We start from the raw sequence: 14,234 nt of genomic DNA, 5'->3' as shown, positions 1-14,234 counted from the left end.
TTTTTGTTTGAGTCAGTTTCTTGCCGCCCGCCTCCCGGGCGTCGTCTGTACTTTTGTGTTCAAGCCTCCCAGCTCGCCCATTTCTTGCCGATCAGGAAGAACAGCACGTAGATCAGGATGCCGAGCGTCGACAGGATCAGCACCACGGCGAAGAACTGCGGCATCTGGATCATCGACGAATAGGTCGTCAGCCGGTTGCCGAGGCCGAAGCCGCCGCCGACCATCTCCGCGCCGACCGCGGTCAACAGGCCGAAGATGGCGCCGATCATCAGCCCGACCAGGATCATCGGCAGCGCCATCGGCGCACGGATCTTCCAGAAGATCTGCAGGGTGCTGGCGCCATAGGAGCGTGCCAGCGCGATCTTGGCGCTGTCGACGCGGCGAAAGCCGGTGGCGGCATTGATCATCACCATCGGCCCGGCGGCCAGCGCCACCGCGATGATGCGCGGCGTGTAGCCGAAGCCGAAGCGCAGGATCAGCAGCGGCACCAGCGCCAGCATCGGCGTGGTGACCAGAAGCAGGATGTAGGGCGCGACGATCTTCTCGGCGAACGGGAACTGGGTGATGACGGCGGCCAGCACCAGGCCGATGATGGCGCCGATGGTGAAGCCGGACACCAGCTCGACGAGCGTGTAGCCGAGATGCGGCGCGATCAGCGGAAACTCGTCGAACAGCGCATAGGCGATCGAGCTCGGCGGCGGCATGATGTAGAGCGGCACGTGGAACAGCCGCAGCGCCAGTTCGATGCCGCCGATGATGATCACCGCCACGGCAAGAATGGCTGCCACCTCCTTGCCCGACTTGATGCCGGGGCCGCTGGCGAAGGCCGACAGATTGGTCAGGCTGACCTCCTGGCCGTCGCCCGACTTGGCACCCGACTTGGACTTCGAAAATTCCGGAATGGCGTCGCCTCCGCTCACGGCCTGATCCTCACGATCTCGGCGCTCGGGCGCTCCGGCGCTTTTGGCCGCGTGCGTTCGCCGACAATGTCCATCTTGATACGGTTGGTGAGGTCGAAGACCTCTTTCGTCGCCATGATCTCAAGCGAGCGCGGCCGCGCAAACGGCACGCGATATTCCTTGGCGACGCGACCCGGCCGGGCGCTCAGCACCACGACGCGGTCGGAGAGGAAGATCGCCTCCTCGATCGAGTGGGTGATGAAGACGATGGTTGTCTTGGTGTCGAGCCAGATCTCCTCGACCAGCCGGTTCATCTCCTCGCGGGTGAAGCTGTCGAGCGCGCCGAACGGCTCGTCCATCAAAAGCACCGAGGGCTTCAACGCCAGCGCCCGCACGATCGCCGCGCGCTGCTGCATGCCACCCGACAGCTCGCGCGGAAATTTGCCGCCGAAGCCGTCGAGCCCGACCCGGTTGAGCAGATGCGCGATCCACGCCCGGTCCGGCTTCTCGCCCTTGATCTCGAAAGGAAAGCGGATGTTGGCATCGAGATTGCGCCACGGCAGGAGGTTCGCTTCCTGGAAGACGATGCCGATATCGGGATGCGGACCGGTGATTGCCTTGCCATCGAGCCGGATCTCGCCGCTGGTCAGGCTGTGCAGGCCCGACATCGACCACAAGAGCGTGGTCTTGCCGCAGCCGGAAGGGCCGACGATCGAGACGATTTCATTGGCGCTGACATCGAGGCTGCAGCGGTCCAGCGCCAGCAGGTCGCCGGAGGCCGTGTGATAGATCTTGGTCGCTGCCTGCACGCCAAGCTTCGGCTTTTTTGCATCGCCCGTATTCATCTGCCCCCCGGGAAGATTGCGCGATGATCCATTGGCTCATCCCCAGCGAAAATCAGTCTGTAACTATCCTACTTTTCTGTCAAGGACCGACGATGGCCACCGTATCAGGAAAATCGATTAGTATGCCTATCTGCTTGTTTTGATATCGGTTTTGCGGCCTTGAAATGCATGTTGCTTTCCTACATACTTCGGAACTGACACGGATCGGAGAGGACCGGAGGAAGGTGAGCTTTACCCTACGACACGCTGCGGTTGCGATGCGGTCGGGCGCGTGGAGCCAGGGCGTGCAAACATGCTAAGACGGCAGCCTAGCAACCCAGGGAAAGACCAGGACCCCATGAACGAAGCTGGCAGCCAGGACGAGCCTGTTCCAGGCCCCGATACCGAGGGGCGCGATCCTGTCCGGCGCATTCCCGACATCATCTCGCTGGTCAAGGATTCCTACAGCGAATTGCGCCCGGCCGAACGGCGTGTCGCCGATGTCGTGCTCGACGACGTCAAATATGCCGTCGACGCGTCCAACGCCGCCCTTGCCCAGCGCGCCGGGGTCAGCGAACCGACGGTGACCCGGTTCTGCCGCGCTATCGGCTGCGAGGGCGTGCGCGACTTCAAGCTGAAGCTGGCGCAGAGCCTCGTCGTCGGTGCGCTCTATCTGGCCAAGTCGCCCTCCGTCAGCAATGACAATGGCATGCCGTTCTGGAACGCCGTATTCGGCGAGGCGCGCCGGGCGCTGCAGGAGGCCGAGCGGCAGCTCGACCCGGCGCAGCTGCAGAAAGCCGCCGATCTGATCGCCAAGGCGCGCCAGGTCACCGTGTTCGGCCTCGGCGGCAGCTCCTCGGCGCTGGCGCAGGAAACCCAATACCGGCTGTTCCGCTACGGCATCACCGTCAGCGCCCAGTGCGACCCCTATCTGATGCGCATGACCGCCTCGACGCTCAAGCCGGGCGATCTGGTGATCGCCATTTCGGCGACCGGACGCACCCGCGAGGTGATCGAGGCCGTCGAGCTCGCCAAGCACTACCGCGCCAACGCCATCGCCGTAACCGCGCCCGACACCGAACTCGCCCGCGCCTGCGACGTCAGGTTGACGGTGGCGGTCCCGGAATATCCCGACACGCTGAAGCCGACGGCCTCGCGCTTCGCCTTCCTGGCGGCGATCGACCTTCTGGCGGTGGCCTCGGCCTACAAGCTCGACGGTTCGGCCCGCGAGACCGTGCGCCGCATCAAATACAACGCCCAGATCCACCGCACCGGCAAGGAGATGGAGCCGCTCGGAGACTAGCTCCCTTCTCCCCGTTCACGGGGAGAAGGTGCCGGCAGGCGGATGAGGGGCGGCGCCGAGTTCAACAATTGATGATCCCAACTTGGATTGGGCGCATGCACAAAGAGGAAAGAAATGCTCGAAATAGCACCGAAGAAACAGGCAGCCGCATGGCTCGAATCCCTGGCGCAGGCACTCGCAGCCGGCGACGTGGCCGCTGCGAGCAACCTGTTCGTCGACGATTGCTACTGGCGCGATCTCCTGACCTTCACCTGGAACATCACCACCATGGAAGGCCGCGAAGCGATCGCCGACATGCTGGCGGCGACGCTGGCGACGGCCAAGCCGAGCGCGTGGCAACTGACCGGCGAGGCGATCTCGGACGATGGCACCATCGAGGCGTGGTTCAGCTTCGAAACCGCGGTGGCCAGGGGAGAGGGCATCATGCGGCTGCGCGACGGCCGCTGCCGCACGCTGTTCACGGCAATGACGGACCTGAAAGGCTTCGAGGAGCGCAAGGGGGCGAAGCGGCCGCTTGGCGTGCGCCACAAGGCCGATCCAAAGCGCGAGACCTGGTCGGAGGCGCGGGCGCGCGAGACGCGCGAGCTCGGCACCGAGGAACAGCCCTACTGCCTGGTCATCGGCGGCGGCCAGGGCGGCATCATGCTGGGGGCGCGGCTGCGCCAGCTCGGCGTGCCCACCATCGTCATCGAGAAGAATGCGCGGCCGGGCGATTCCTGGCGCAACCGCTATCGCACGCTCGTGTTGCACGATCCGGTCTGGTACGACCATCTGCCCTACATTCCCTTCCCCGAAAACTGGCCGGTGTTCACGCCCAAGGACAAGATGGGCGACTGGCTGGAAATGTACACGCGCGTCATGGAGCTCAATTACTGGGTCGCCACGAAATGCCTGAGCGCGTCCTATGATGAGGCCGAAAAAGTCTGGACCGTGGTGGTCGACCGCGTCGGCCGCCAGATCACGCTGAAGCCGAAGCACATCGTCTTCGCCACCGGCGCCTATGGCCCGCCACGGCGGATCGATCTGCCGGGCGCCGACCGGTTCAAGGGCGAGTTGCTGCACTCCAGCCAGTATGCCAGCGGCGACAAATTCCGCGGCAGACGAGTCGCGGTCATCGGCGCGGCAAGCTCCGGCCATGACGTCTGCGTCGACCTCTGGGAAAGCGGCGCCGAGGTCACAATGATCCAGCGTTCGCCGACGACGGTGGTCAAATCGGACACGCTGATGGAAGTCGGCTTCGAGATCTTCTCGGAAGACGCACTGGCACGCGGCATCACCACCGAGAAGGCCGACATGATCGTCGCCTCGACGCCGTTCGCGCTGGTGCCCAAGGGCCAGCGGGCGCTCTACGAGGTGATCAAGGCGCGCGACGCGGCCTTTTACGATCGCTTGCGCGCCGCCGGCTTCGCCCTCGATTTCGGCGAGGACGAGACCGGCCTTCTGATGAAGGCCTACCGCACCGGCTCCGGCTACTATATCGATGTCGGCGCTTCCGACCTGATCATCGACGGCAAGATCGGTATCCGCAACGGCGTCGCCATCAAGTCGCTGACCCCGAGCGGCATCCTGTTCGAGGACGGCAGTGAACTCGCCGCCGACGCCATCATCGCCTGCACCGGCTATCAGTCGATGAACGAGACGGTGGCTTCGATCGTCTCGCGCGAAGTCGCCGACAAGGTCGGCCCCTGCTGGGGGCTTGGCTCGGGCGTCAAGGGCGATCCCGGACCCTGGCAAGGCGAGCTGCGCAACATGTGGAAGCCGACCGCGCAGGAAGCGCTTTGGTTCCACGGCGGCAATCTGGCGCTGTCGCGCTTCTATTCGAAATATGTGGCGCTGCAGATCAAGGCGCGGATGGAAGGCATTGAGACGCCGGTTTACGGGAAGCCGAGCAATTCAGGCGCTGCTGATCTCCCCCCTCGAGGGGGAGATGTCGCCCAAGGCGACAGAGGGGGTCGCCGCGCGTAGAGCGCCAGCCTCCATCTGCCGCAAGGAGGTCGCATCCAGTCGAGCCGACCCCCTCTGGCCTGCCGGCCATCTCCCCCCTCAAGGGGGGAGATCGCTAATCGTGCCGATGCCCGAAATGCCTCGCCGCAACCTCGACATGCGTATGCGACGCCTGCGCCACAAACCGCTCGGTCTCGCTGACATCATTCACCGCCTCGTTCGGCCACCAGGTGCCGCCGATAACGATGCCATCCGACACCAGCCTCTGGTCGGCGATCAATGACGCGCCGACCGCGTCGACGAAGGTGAAGCGGCCCGGGCGCTGCCGGAGCACAGCGACATCGCCGACAGTGCCCACCGCCAGCGTGCCCAGATCAGGCCGCGCGATCGCCCGCGCCGGCGCTTGCGTCGCGGCGCGCAGGACCTCGACCAGCGGCATGCCGAGCGCCAGCAGCTTCGACATGCAGACCAGTATGTCGAAGGCGGGACCGTCGACGCAGTAGAGATGCACGTCGCTCGAGATCACGTCGGGCGCCAGCCCTTCCTCGAGCATGGCGCGGGCGACGGCGAAATCGAACGAGCCCATGCCGTGGCCGATGTCGAAGATGACGCCGCGCTCGCGCGCCAGCCGCATGTCCGGCCGCACCGCGCCGGAAGCAAATACCGGCGCATTGGGAAACGGCCGGAAGCAGTGGGTGAGAATGTCGCCCCTGCGCAGCCGCGGCAGCACCTCCGAGCGGCCGGGCGGCGGCTCGTCTATATGCGCCATCAGCGGCAGGCCGGCCTGGTCGGCGGCCTCCAGCGCCAGATCCACCGGGGCGATGCCGCTGGTGCCGCCGGCATGCTTGCCGGAGCGGACTTTTACGCCGACCACGACATCGCGGTGCTCGCGCGCGGCTGCGACCACCTCGCGCGGTTCGCACAGCCTGAGGTCGCTGCACTCGCCGACCGACACCGTCTGCGAGAAGCCGAAAATGCCGGCAAAGGAAATGTTGACATAGGCCAGGATGCGGACCTTCGAGCGCTCCATGACATGGCGGCGGAAGCCGAGGAAATTGCCGGCGCCGGCACTGCCCGCATCGATGAAGGTGGTGGTGCCGCTCTTGGCGGCCAGCCGGTCGGCATCGACGCCAAGCGACGTGCCGCCCCAATAGACGTGGCTGTGCAGGTCGACCAGGCCCGGCGTGACGATGCAGCCGCCGGCATCGACGATCTGCGCTGCGCTGTCCGCCGGGATATCGGCATCGACTGCGGCAACGCGGCCATTGGCGATGGCGACATCGCGCGGCGCGTCGAGGCCAGCGGCCGGATCGATCAGCCGTCCGCCCTTCAGCAGGAGGTCGAATTGCATTGCGGTCACCTCCGCTTCGTTGCTTTGCCTACAGAGGCCGGTAAGCGACCGCCTCGACCTCGATCTTGATATCGATCATCAGCCGCGATTCGACCGTGGTGCGGGCCGGCGGGTTTTTGGGGAAATGCCGGGCATAAACCGCGTTGAAGGCGCCGAAGTCGCGCGCATCTTCCAGCCAGACCGTGGTCTTCACCACATCGTCCATGGTGCAGCCGGCCAGCGCCAGCGCGGCCTTGATATTGGCGAGCACCTGCTCGGTCTGTTCCGATATGCCGCCCTTGACCACGATGCCGTCGCTGCCGACGGGAACCTGGCCCGAGACATAGACGAGATCGCCGGCCCGCACGGCTGGCGACAACGGCACATGCGATGTTCCAAAACACTGTTTCGGCAAGGGACAAGCCTCCTCTGATGACAGGACGGGGTGCCATGGCGGCGCCCGCTTCGATCGACATTTACGCCGATCGGGGCGATCCTCATAGGGGGCTTGTTGGAAAGCAACATTCTTCGAAATCCGTGTTGCTTTATTACAAGAGCGCTTGCATCGTACGCGCTGACGGGCGGCTTGGAAGCCGCAACCTACAGACGCATTTGCCAGAGCGGAGACACCCAGCGATGACTTACGACAAGAACCCGTTTCCATCAGGCGATGCCGATCGCCACGCGCTCTGGGAAATGCTGGTGCGGCGCGACATCGACGCCTTCATCGGCCAGGACTGGGCCATGGTCGAGGATGATTTCGTCGCCGAGAGCTTCTTCGGCATGCATGCGCATTTCCTCAGCAATGCCGATGCCTGGCGGCTGCAGTTTCCAAGGCTGGACATCTACCGCGACGAATGGCTGCGCCAGGCCAAGGAGACGGCGGCGACCAAATTCGCCGAGCCGCTGCGCGAGGCGCTGTTTCGCGTCACCAACATGCGCGACATCGATGTCGACGGCGACCGCGCCGTGCTGCACAAGAAATTCGACGGCTCGGTTGCCAAGGCGGACGGCAGCGTCGACCGCTTGAAATGGCAGACGCTGTATTTCTGCAGCAAGGTCGGCGGCAGCTGGAAGATATCAGGCTTCGTCGGCTACATGCCGCATCCGCTCGGCAGCTAGAACCACCGATCACCAGAGCGCAGGATGGGTCGGGCCGAACGTGCGGCCCGGCACCGCGGCCGCCATCAGCGAGCCGTTGAACAGCGATGGCGGATGCAAGGCGCCGCATTTCATCAAACGCATCGCCAGACATTGGCAATGCCTTTGCGCCCATTCTTACGAATTTGTATGCCGCCGGACAGGCCGGTGTGAACTCGTTTGTTTACGATGCGCGGGGCGGATCGCCATCGCCCCGCCGCAACCGTCGACTTCTGGACTTCAGCCATGCTCGCGCCCAACAGGCAACAACCCGCCGCACCAAGCCACAACAGGGTTCCCGACGTCACCCTCGACTTCTGGCTGGTCAAGCTGATGGCGGTCACCACGGGCGAGACCGCGGCGGATTATCTTGCCGACACAATCGGGCTCGGGCTGACCGCCACCTCGCTGATCATGACCGGCATCCTGATCGCGGCCCTTGTCCTGCAGTTTACGCGGAAATGCTATGTGCCGTGGGCTTATTGGCCGGCGGTGGTGCTGATCAGCATCGTCGGCACGCTGGTGACGGACAGCCTCGTCGACAGTTTCGGCGTGCGCCTGCAGACGGCAACCATCGCCTTCTCGGTCGCGCTCGCCGCGACATTCGCGGTCTGGTACGCCAGCGAAAGGACGCTGTCGATCCACACCATCTTCACCACCAGGCGCGAGATCTTCTACTGGCTGGCGATCCTCTTGACCTTCGCGCTCGGCACCGCCGCCGGCGACCTCGTCGCCGAAAGCTTCGACATGGACTACCTCACATCGGGGCTGCTGTTCGGCGGCGTCATCGCGCTGATAGCGCTCGCCTACTGGCTGCTCAGTCTCGACGGCATCCTGGCCTTCTGGCTCGCCTATATCCTGACGCGGCCGCTTGGCGCTTCGTTCGGCGACCTGCTGTCGCGGTCGGCCAGGCACGGCGGCCTGGGTCTCGGCACCATCTTCACCAGCCTGCTCTTCCTTGGCTGTATCTTTGCGCTTGTCCTGCACATGACCCTGAAGGAGGCAACCGACGAGGCCGATGAACTGTTGCTGGACCTGGACTGAAGCCTTGGCCTCGTCATCCGCGCGCGGAGCAAGGAGCGTAGCGACGCAGCGCGGACCCGACGATGACGAAGTTGGGAGAAGCCGCTCCGAATGCCTGCGCCTTCGTGACATCCTAGGAACAAGCCCGTGCCGGTGATAGCCTCTCCACCTCGGCAAAGGACCGGACCTTTCATGCGACTGCTTCTCGTCGAGGACGACCACAGGACGGCCGACTATATCGTCAGGGGACTGACCGAGGCCGGCCATGTCTGCGACCTCCTGCGCAATGGACATGACGCGCTGTTCGCGGCGACACGGGGCAATTACGACGTGATCGTCGCCGACCGGATGATCCCCGGCCTCGACGGCCTGTCGATGGTCAAGGCGGTGCGTGCCGCGGGCGTACGGACGCCGGCGATCTTTCTCACCTCCGTCGGCGGCATCGACGATCGCGTCGAGGGGCTGGAGGCCGGCGGCGACGACTATCTGGTCAAGCCCTTCGCCTTTTCCGAGCTCCTCGCCCGCATCAACGCGCTCGGCCGGCGGCCGGCGGCGCAGGAGCAGAAAACCGTGCTGCGGGTCGCCGATCTCGAAATGGACCTGATCATGCGGCGGGTCACGAGGCAGGGTCAGCCGATCGACCTGCAGCCCAGGGAGTTCAGCCTGTTGGAAGTGCTGATGCGCGGCGAAGGCCGCGTCATCACCCGCACAATGCTTCTGGAGCGCGTCTGGGATTTTCATTTCGATCCCAGGACCAGCGTCGTCGAGACCCATATCAGCCGGCTGCGGGCCAAGGTCGACAAGCCCTTCGAAACCCAGCTCATCCACACCGTCCGCAACACCGGCTACAGCCTGCACGCGCCGTCATGACCGGAACATGGTCCCGCCTGCTGCGCAGCACGCCGTTCCGGCTGGCTCTGACCTTCGCCTTCCTGTTCGTGCTCGCCTTCGTCCTGTCTGGCGCCATCGTCTACCAGATGATGAGCGCCGATCTTGCCGAGCGGCTCGACGACACCATCAAGGAGACCTACGCGGTCGTCGCAGCGACCTATGCCGAGAACGATCTCAAGGAGCTGGTCGAGACCGTCGGCAGCCACTCCCTGCGCAGCCCTAGGAAGGAGCAGCTGTTTTCGCTGACCGACGCGACGGGCAATCGCCTGGCCGGCAACTTCACCGCGGCAGGGCTTCCCGACGGCTTCTCGATGTTCGACACCGAAATGCCCGGCGTGCCGCCCGGCGCCGAGTACCGCGCCTATTCCGGCCCGGTCGGCGGCAACACCCTGACCGTCGCCTTTAGCCTTTCCGAGACGGAGGAGCTGGAGAGGATCGTGCTGATGAGCTTTGGCTGGGGAACCCTGATCATCACCGGGCTGGCGGTCGCCGGCGGCGCCCTGCTGGCCTCGCGGGTCCAGCGCCGTCTCGACGGCATCGCCGCCACCATGGTGGATGTCTCGCACGGACGGCTGGACACCCGCATTCCGCTGACCGGCAAGGGCGATGACATCGACATCGTCTCCAGCCAGGTCAATGCCGCGCTCGACCGCCTGTCGGCACTGGTCGAAGGCATGAAACAGGTCAGCGCCAACATCGCCCACGACCTGAAGACGCCGCTCAACCGGCTGCAGATGATCCTCGACACCGCGTCCGAAAAGAACCTGTCAGGTCAAAAGGTCGCCCGCGAACTGGCCGACGCGCATGCCGAGAGCCTGCAGATCAACGAGACCTTCGATGCCCTGCTGCGCATCGCGCAGATCGAGGCCGGCGCCCGCCGGGCGCGGTTCACCGATGTCGATCTGGGCGAGGTGCTGCAAACCATCGCCGAGATCTATGCCGATGTTGCCGAGGACGACGGAAAGTCGCTGTCGTTGGCGCAACCACAGGAAACGACGGACCGGATCCATGGCGATCGCGAGCTGTTGACGCAGATGTTCGCCAATCTGGTCGAGAACGCGCTGCGCCATTGTCCATCGGGCACGACGATAAAGCTGTCGGTGGCGCGCCAGGACGAACGCGTCGTTGCCGGCGTCGCCGACAACGGTCCCGGCATTCCCGCCGACGAACATGAAAAAGTGTTTCAGCGGCTTTATCGGCTGGACCATAGCCGGTCGACGCCGGGCAGCGGGCTGGGTCTCAGCCTTGTGCGAGCGATTGCCGATCTGCATGGCGCATCGATCACGCTGGGCGATGGGCAGCCCGGGCTTGCGGTGGCGGTGAGTTTTCCGCTGGCGACGGGTTAGAGGCCGATCTCCCCCCTTGAGGGGGAGATGTCGCCGAAGGCGACAGAGGGGGTCGCCTCGCGTGAAGCGCCAGCCTCCATCTGTCGCAAGGAGGTCGCATCCGGTCGAACCGACCTCCTCTGGCCTGCCGGCCATCTCCCCCTCGAGGGGGGGAGACCAGCAGCTTCACCGATCAATCCGCGTCGACAGGATGATTGACGACAGGGTCCGCTCGACCCCATCCATGGCGCCGATCTGGTCGAGCAGCATGTCGAGGTCGCGGATCGATGGTGCGTCGACGATGACGATCATGTCGAAATTGCCGCTGACCGAATGCAGCGTCCGGACCGTCGTCAGGGCGCGCAGGCCGCGCACCACCTTGTCGGCGAGCTTGGGCGTCACGGTGAGCAGTACATGCGCCCGCACCAGCCCCTGCTCGTAGTCCGGCGCCAGTCGCACGCCATAACCTGATATGATGCCGCGCTGCTCCAGCCGCTCGATGCGGCTCTGCACGGTCGTTCGAGACACGCCAAGCCGCCGCGCCAGCTCGGCGGTCGAGGCGCGGGCATTCTCGCGCAGCAGGGAAAGCAGAGCCTGTTCGGCGTCACTGAGCATTTCGACGATTCTTCTCGGCAGACCGTCCAATCAACGGTTTCGTTTCGAACAAAACCACGCTTCCATTCGACGGGCAAGCTGCGAATCTGGGCTCACAATCAGTGAGGGATCGGTCATGAAGAAAATTGTCGTTGTCGGTGCCGGCAAGATCGGCTCGACCATTGCCGAGATGCTCGCCGCCACGGGGGATTATCAGGTCACGCTCGTCGACCGCTCGGCGGCACAGCTCGCTTCCGCCGAACTGCCGGCCACGGTTGCGACGCTGGAACTCGACATCGAAGCCGCCGGCACGCTTGAAGCCGCACTCGCCGGCAAATTCGCGGTGCTCAGCGCCGCTCCCTTCCATCTGACCACCCGCATTGCGGAAGCGGCGGCAACCGCCGGCGTGCATTATCTCGACCTGACCGAGGATGTCGTCTCGACCCGCCGCGTCAAGGAACTGGCGGTTTCGGCCAGAAACGCCTTCATTCCGCAATGCGGCCTGGCGCCGGGCTTCATCTCGATCGTCGCCAACGATCTCGCCAGCCGTTTCGATTCGCTGGAGAGCGTGCGCATGCGCGTCGGCGCTTTGCCGCAATATCCCTCCAATGCGCTGAACTACAATCTGACCTGGAGCACCGACGGCGTCATCAACGAATATTGCGAGCCCTGCGAGGCGATCGTCGAAGGCGAGCTGGTCGAGGTGCCGCCACTGGAAGAGCGCGAGGAGTTCTCGCTCGACGGCGTCACCTACGAAGCGTTCAACACCTCCGGCGGCCTTGGCACGCTGGCCGAGACGCTGAAGGGCAGAGTGCGCACGCTGAACTACCGCACCATCCGCTATCCCGGCCACGCCGCGATCATGAAGGCGCTGCTCAACGATCTCGGCCTGCGCCACCGCCGTGACGTGCTGAAAGACATTTTCGAGAGCGCCCTGCCGGCGACGCTGCAGGACGTGGTCATCGTCTTCGTCACCGTCTCCGGCCGCAAGAACGGCCGCCTGCTGCAGGAGACCTACGCCAACAAGATCTACTCCAGGCGCATCGGCGACCAGGTGCGAAGCGCCATCCAGATCACCACGGCGTCCGGCATCTGCGCCGTGCTCGACATGCTGGCCGACGGCAGCCTGCCGGCGACGGGTTTCATCAAGCAGGAAGACATCGCGCTTGACGCGTTTCTGGCCAACCGTTTCGGGCGCGCCTATGCGCAGCACGAGATGGTGAGCCGGCTGGCGGGGTGATCAGCGTTTCTCTCTTGTGAGAGGCTGGCGGGACAGTGCCCCCCTCTGCCCTGCCGGGCATCTCCCCCTCTAGGGGGGAGATCGGCTGTCATCTTAGATTTCGCCAATTTTCAAAGTCTTGGAAGAGGCGGGTTGCCCGAAACTGCTGATCTCCCCCCTTGAGGGGGAGATGTCCGGCAGGACAGAGGGGGGCGAGTGTCCCGCCAGCATCACCGCCTTTGCACTATCACGAATCAAACATGCAACGCGTGGCCCAGCGCCTTGAGCGCCGCTTCCTGGAACCCTTCGCCTTGCGTCGGATGGGCATGGATCGTGCCGGCAATGTCCTCCAGCCTCGCGCCCATCTCCAGCGCCAGTCCAAAAGCCGCCGCCAGTTCCGAGACGCCCTGCCCGACCGCCTGAATGCCGAGCACCAGATGGTTGTCCGCGCGCGCGACGACCCGAACAAAACCGTCCTCGCCGAGCTTGGTCATCGCCCGGCCGTTGGCAGCGAACGGGAACATGCCGATCTTGATCTCGCCGCCGAGCGCCTTGGCCTCTTCCGGCGACAGGCCTGCCGTCACAAGTTCCGGATCGGTGAAGCAGACGGCGGGTATCGAGCGCTTGTCCCAGTTGCGCTTGTGACCGGCGGCGATCTCGGCGACCATCTCGCCCTGGGCCATCGCCCGGTGCGCCAGCATCGGCTCGCCGGTGACGTCGCCGATGGCGAAGATGCCGCGCATGGAGGTGCGGCACTGGTCGTCGATGCGGATGAATTTGCCTGCCCTGTCGAGGTCGATCTGGTCGAGCCCCCAGCCTTCGGTCACCGGCTTGCGGCCGACCGTCACCAAGATTTTTTCGGCGGCGACCTTGGCGCTCTTGCCGTCCGAGGTCTCGACCAGCAGCGCGTCGCCTTTAGTCGACAGTCCCTTGGCCTTGGCACCCGGCATCACCTCGATGCCCAGTGCATTGAGCCGCTTGACCACCGGCCGGGTGAGTTCGGCGTCATACTGCGCCAGCACGCGCGGCAAGGCTTCCACAACGGTCACTTTGGCGCCCATCTTGGCGAAGGCCATGCCGAGTTCCAGCCCGATATAGCCGCCACCGACGACCGCGAGTTTTTTCGGCACTTCGCTTAGCGTCAGCGCCTCCGTGGAGGAAATCACCGGGCCGCCAAAGGGCAGGAACGGCAATTCGACCGGCGCCGAGCCGGTGGCGATGACGATCGCCTCGGCGCGGATGACTTGGCTTCCCGTCTCGGTCTCGACCGCGACGGTCTTGCCATCGCGAAAAACCGCCCAGCCATGCACGGTCTTCACGCCGGCCTTCTTGAGCAGGCCGGCGACGCCGCTGTTGAGCCGGCTCACGATGCCGTCCTTCCAGGCGATTGTCTTCGCCAGGTCGAGCGTCGGCGCGGTGAGCGAAATGCCGAGCGGGCTCTTGCCGCCTTCCATGTGCGACACTTTCTCGAACTCTTCGGCCGCATGGATCAGCGCCTTGGACGGGATGCAGCCGACATTGAGGCAGGTGCCGCCCGGTTTGCCCGCCTCGACGATCACCGTGTCGACGCCGAGCTGCCCGGCACGGATAGCGCAGACGTAACCACCGGGACCGGCGCCGATGACGAGCAGCTTGCAGGAGATTTCTTTCATCTTGGCATCCTGGTTCACAATGGTGCTGGAAGGCAGATAATGTTGGGTCCTTCGCGCCGCCCTCGAAGCGCGTAATCTCCCCCCTCGAGG

13 protein-coding genes are annotated in these 14,234 nt (G+C 64.8%); 7 read left to right on the top strand and 6 right to left on the bottom strand.

The window, feature by feature from the left end:
• Positions 1-59 precede the first annotated feature (59 nt).
• Positions 60-920: an ABC transporter permease gene (locus tag EOB80_RS20175; protein ID WP_127329264.1), complete on the bottom strand. Its 861-nt coding sequence runs from the start codon at positions 918-920 to the stop codon at positions 60-62.
• Positions 917-1,744 carry an ABC transporter ATP-binding protein gene (locus EOB80_RS20170; RefSeq protein WP_027037522.1) on the bottom strand — a complete coding sequence of 276 codons (828 nt, stop codon included), beginning with the start codon at positions 1,742-1,744 and terminating at the stop codon, positions 917-919. The genes EOB80_RS20175 and EOB80_RS20170 overlap by 4 nt, the downstream gene beginning before the upstream one ends.
• A 337-nt stretch (positions 1,745-2,081) precedes the next feature.
• On the opposite strand from EOB80_RS20170, the gene EOB80_RS20165 reads away from it, so the two are divergent.
• Positions 2,082-3,026, top strand: coding sequence for a MurR/RpiR family transcriptional regulator (locus EOB80_RS20165; protein ID WP_127329262.1), 945 nt, complete (start codon positions 2,082-2,084; stop codon positions 3,024-3,026).
• A 114-nt stretch (positions 3,027-3,140) separates the two neighbouring features.
• Positions 3,141-4,991, top strand: a complete 1,851-nt coding sequence (locus EOB80_RS20160) for an NAD(P)/FAD-dependent oxidoreductase (protein WP_245466397.1) — start codon at positions 3,141-3,143, stop codon at positions 4,989-4,991.
• A 94-nt stretch (positions 4,992-5,085) separates the two neighbouring features.
• Here the strand turns inward: EOB80_RS20160 and EOB80_RS20155 are convergent, their stop codons facing one another.
• Positions 5,086-6,321, bottom strand: coding sequence for an amidohydrolase/deacetylase family metallohydrolase (locus EOB80_RS20155; protein WP_127329260.1), 1,236 nt, complete (start codon positions 6,319-6,321; stop codon positions 5,086-5,088).
• Between the two features lie 28 nt (positions 6,322-6,349).
• On the bottom strand, positions 6,350-6,715 hold the full coding sequence (locus EOB80_RS20150) for a RidA family protein (RefSeq protein WP_013528752.1): 366 nt from the start codon (positions 6,713-6,715) through the stop codon (positions 6,350-6,352).
• A 221-nt stretch (positions 6,716-6,936) separates the two neighbouring features.
• Here EOB80_RS20150 and EOB80_RS20145 point away from each other — a divergent pair, with 221 nt between their 5' ends.
• The 4 genes from EOB80_RS20145 to EOB80_RS20130 all read left to right on the top strand — a co-directional run bounded on the left by EOB80_RS20145 (position 6,937) and on the right by EOB80_RS20130 (position 10,700).
• The gene (locus EOB80_RS20145; protein WP_127329258.1) at positions 6,937-7,422 is read left to right on the top strand and encodes a hypothetical protein; all 486 of its coding nucleotides are present in this window, start codon (positions 6,937-6,939) and stop codon (positions 7,420-7,422) included.
• A gap of 264 nt (positions 7,423-7,686) precedes the next feature.
• Entirely contained in the window at positions 7,687-8,484 is a 798-nt protein-coding gene (locus EOB80_RS20140; RefSeq protein ID WP_127329256.1) for a hypothetical protein, read from the top strand.
• Positions 8,485-8,655: 171 nt separating this feature from the next.
• On the top strand, positions 8,656-9,333 hold the full coding sequence (locus EOB80_RS20135) for a winged helix-turn-helix domain-containing protein (RefSeq protein WP_127329254.1): 678 nt from the start codon (positions 8,656-8,658) through the stop codon (positions 9,331-9,333).
• Entirely contained in the window at positions 9,330-10,700 is a 1,371-nt protein-coding gene (locus EOB80_RS20130; RefSeq protein WP_127329252.1) for a HAMP domain-containing sensor histidine kinase, read from the top strand. Before EOB80_RS20135 ends, EOB80_RS20130 begins: the two co-directional genes overlap by 4 nt.
• Positions 10,701-10,865: 165 nt before the next feature.
• On the opposite strand, the gene EOB80_RS20125 is transcribed toward EOB80_RS20130, so the two are convergent.
• Positions 10,866-11,294, bottom strand: coding sequence for an Lrp/AsnC family transcriptional regulator (locus EOB80_RS20125; protein WP_127329250.1), 429 nt, complete (start codon positions 11,292-11,294; stop codon positions 10,866-10,868).
• Between the two features lie 115 nt (positions 11,295-11,409).
• Between EOB80_RS20125 and EOB80_RS20120 the strand changes: the two genes are divergently transcribed.
• A complete protein-coding gene (locus EOB80_RS20120; protein WP_127329248.1) occupies positions 11,410-12,513 on the top strand; it encodes a saccharopine dehydrogenase family protein in 1,104 nt (367 codons plus the stop codon).
• Positions 12,514-12,746: 233 nt separating this feature from the next.
• On the opposite strand, the gene lpdA is transcribed toward EOB80_RS20120, so the two are convergent.
• Positions 12,747-14,144, bottom strand: a complete 1,398-nt coding sequence (lpdA, locus tag EOB80_RS20110) for a dihydrolipoyl dehydrogenase (RefSeq protein ID WP_127329246.1) — start codon at positions 14,142-14,144, stop codon at positions 12,747-12,749.
• Positions 14,145-14,234: the final 90 nt, after the last annotated feature.

Origin of the sequence: Mesorhizobium sp. M7A.F.Ca.MR.245.00.0.0, from assembly GCF_003997415.1 — a bacterium.
Taxonomy (GTDB): Bacteria; Pseudomonadota; Alphaproteobacteria; order Rhizobiales; family Rhizobiaceae; genus Mesorhizobium.
Note: the sequence above shows the minus strand (reverse complement) of the source record. Positions and strands in the feature narration are given on the sequence as shown.

Coding starts and splice junctions, on each gene's coding strand:
- EOB80_RS20170 (WP_027037522.1), bottom strand. CDS start 1,744: ATGAATACGGGCGATGCAAAAAAGCCGAAGCTTGGCGTGCAGGCAGCG.
- lpdA (WP_127329246.1), bottom strand. CDS start 14,144: ATGAAAGAAATCTCCTGCAAGCTGCTCGTCATCGGCGCCGGTCCCGGT.
- EOB80_RS20140 (WP_127329256.1), top strand. CDS start 7,687: ATGCTCGCGCCCAACAGGCAACAACCCGCCGCACCAAGCCACAACAGG.
- EOB80_RS20120 (WP_127329248.1), top strand. CDS start 11,410: ATGAAGAAAATTGTCGTTGTCGGTGCCGGCAAGATCGGCTCGACCATT.
- EOB80_RS20160 (WP_245466397.1), top strand. CDS start 3,141: ATGCTCGAAATAGCACCGAAGAAACAGGCAGCCGCATGGCTCGAATCC.
- EOB80_RS20145 (WP_127329258.1), top strand. CDS start 6,937: ATGACTTACGACAAGAACCCGTTTCCATCAGGCGATGCCGATCGCCAC.
- EOB80_RS20155 (WP_127329260.1), bottom strand. CDS start 6,321: ATGCAATTCGACCTCCTGCTGAAGGGCGGACGGCTGATCGATCCGGCC.
- EOB80_RS20130 (WP_127329252.1), top strand. CDS start 9,330: ATGACCGGAACATGGTCCCGCCTGCTGCGCAGCACGCCGTTCCGGCTG.
- EOB80_RS20125 (WP_127329250.1), bottom strand. CDS start 11,294: ATGCTCAGTGACGCCGAACAGGCTCTGCTTTCCCTGCTGCGCGAGAAT.
- EOB80_RS20165 (WP_127329262.1), top strand. CDS start 2,082: ATGAACGAAGCTGGCAGCCAGGACGAGCCTGTTCCAGGCCCCGATACC.
- EOB80_RS20135 (WP_127329254.1), top strand. CDS start 8,656: ATGCGACTGCTTCTCGTCGAGGACGACCACAGGACGGCCGACTATATC.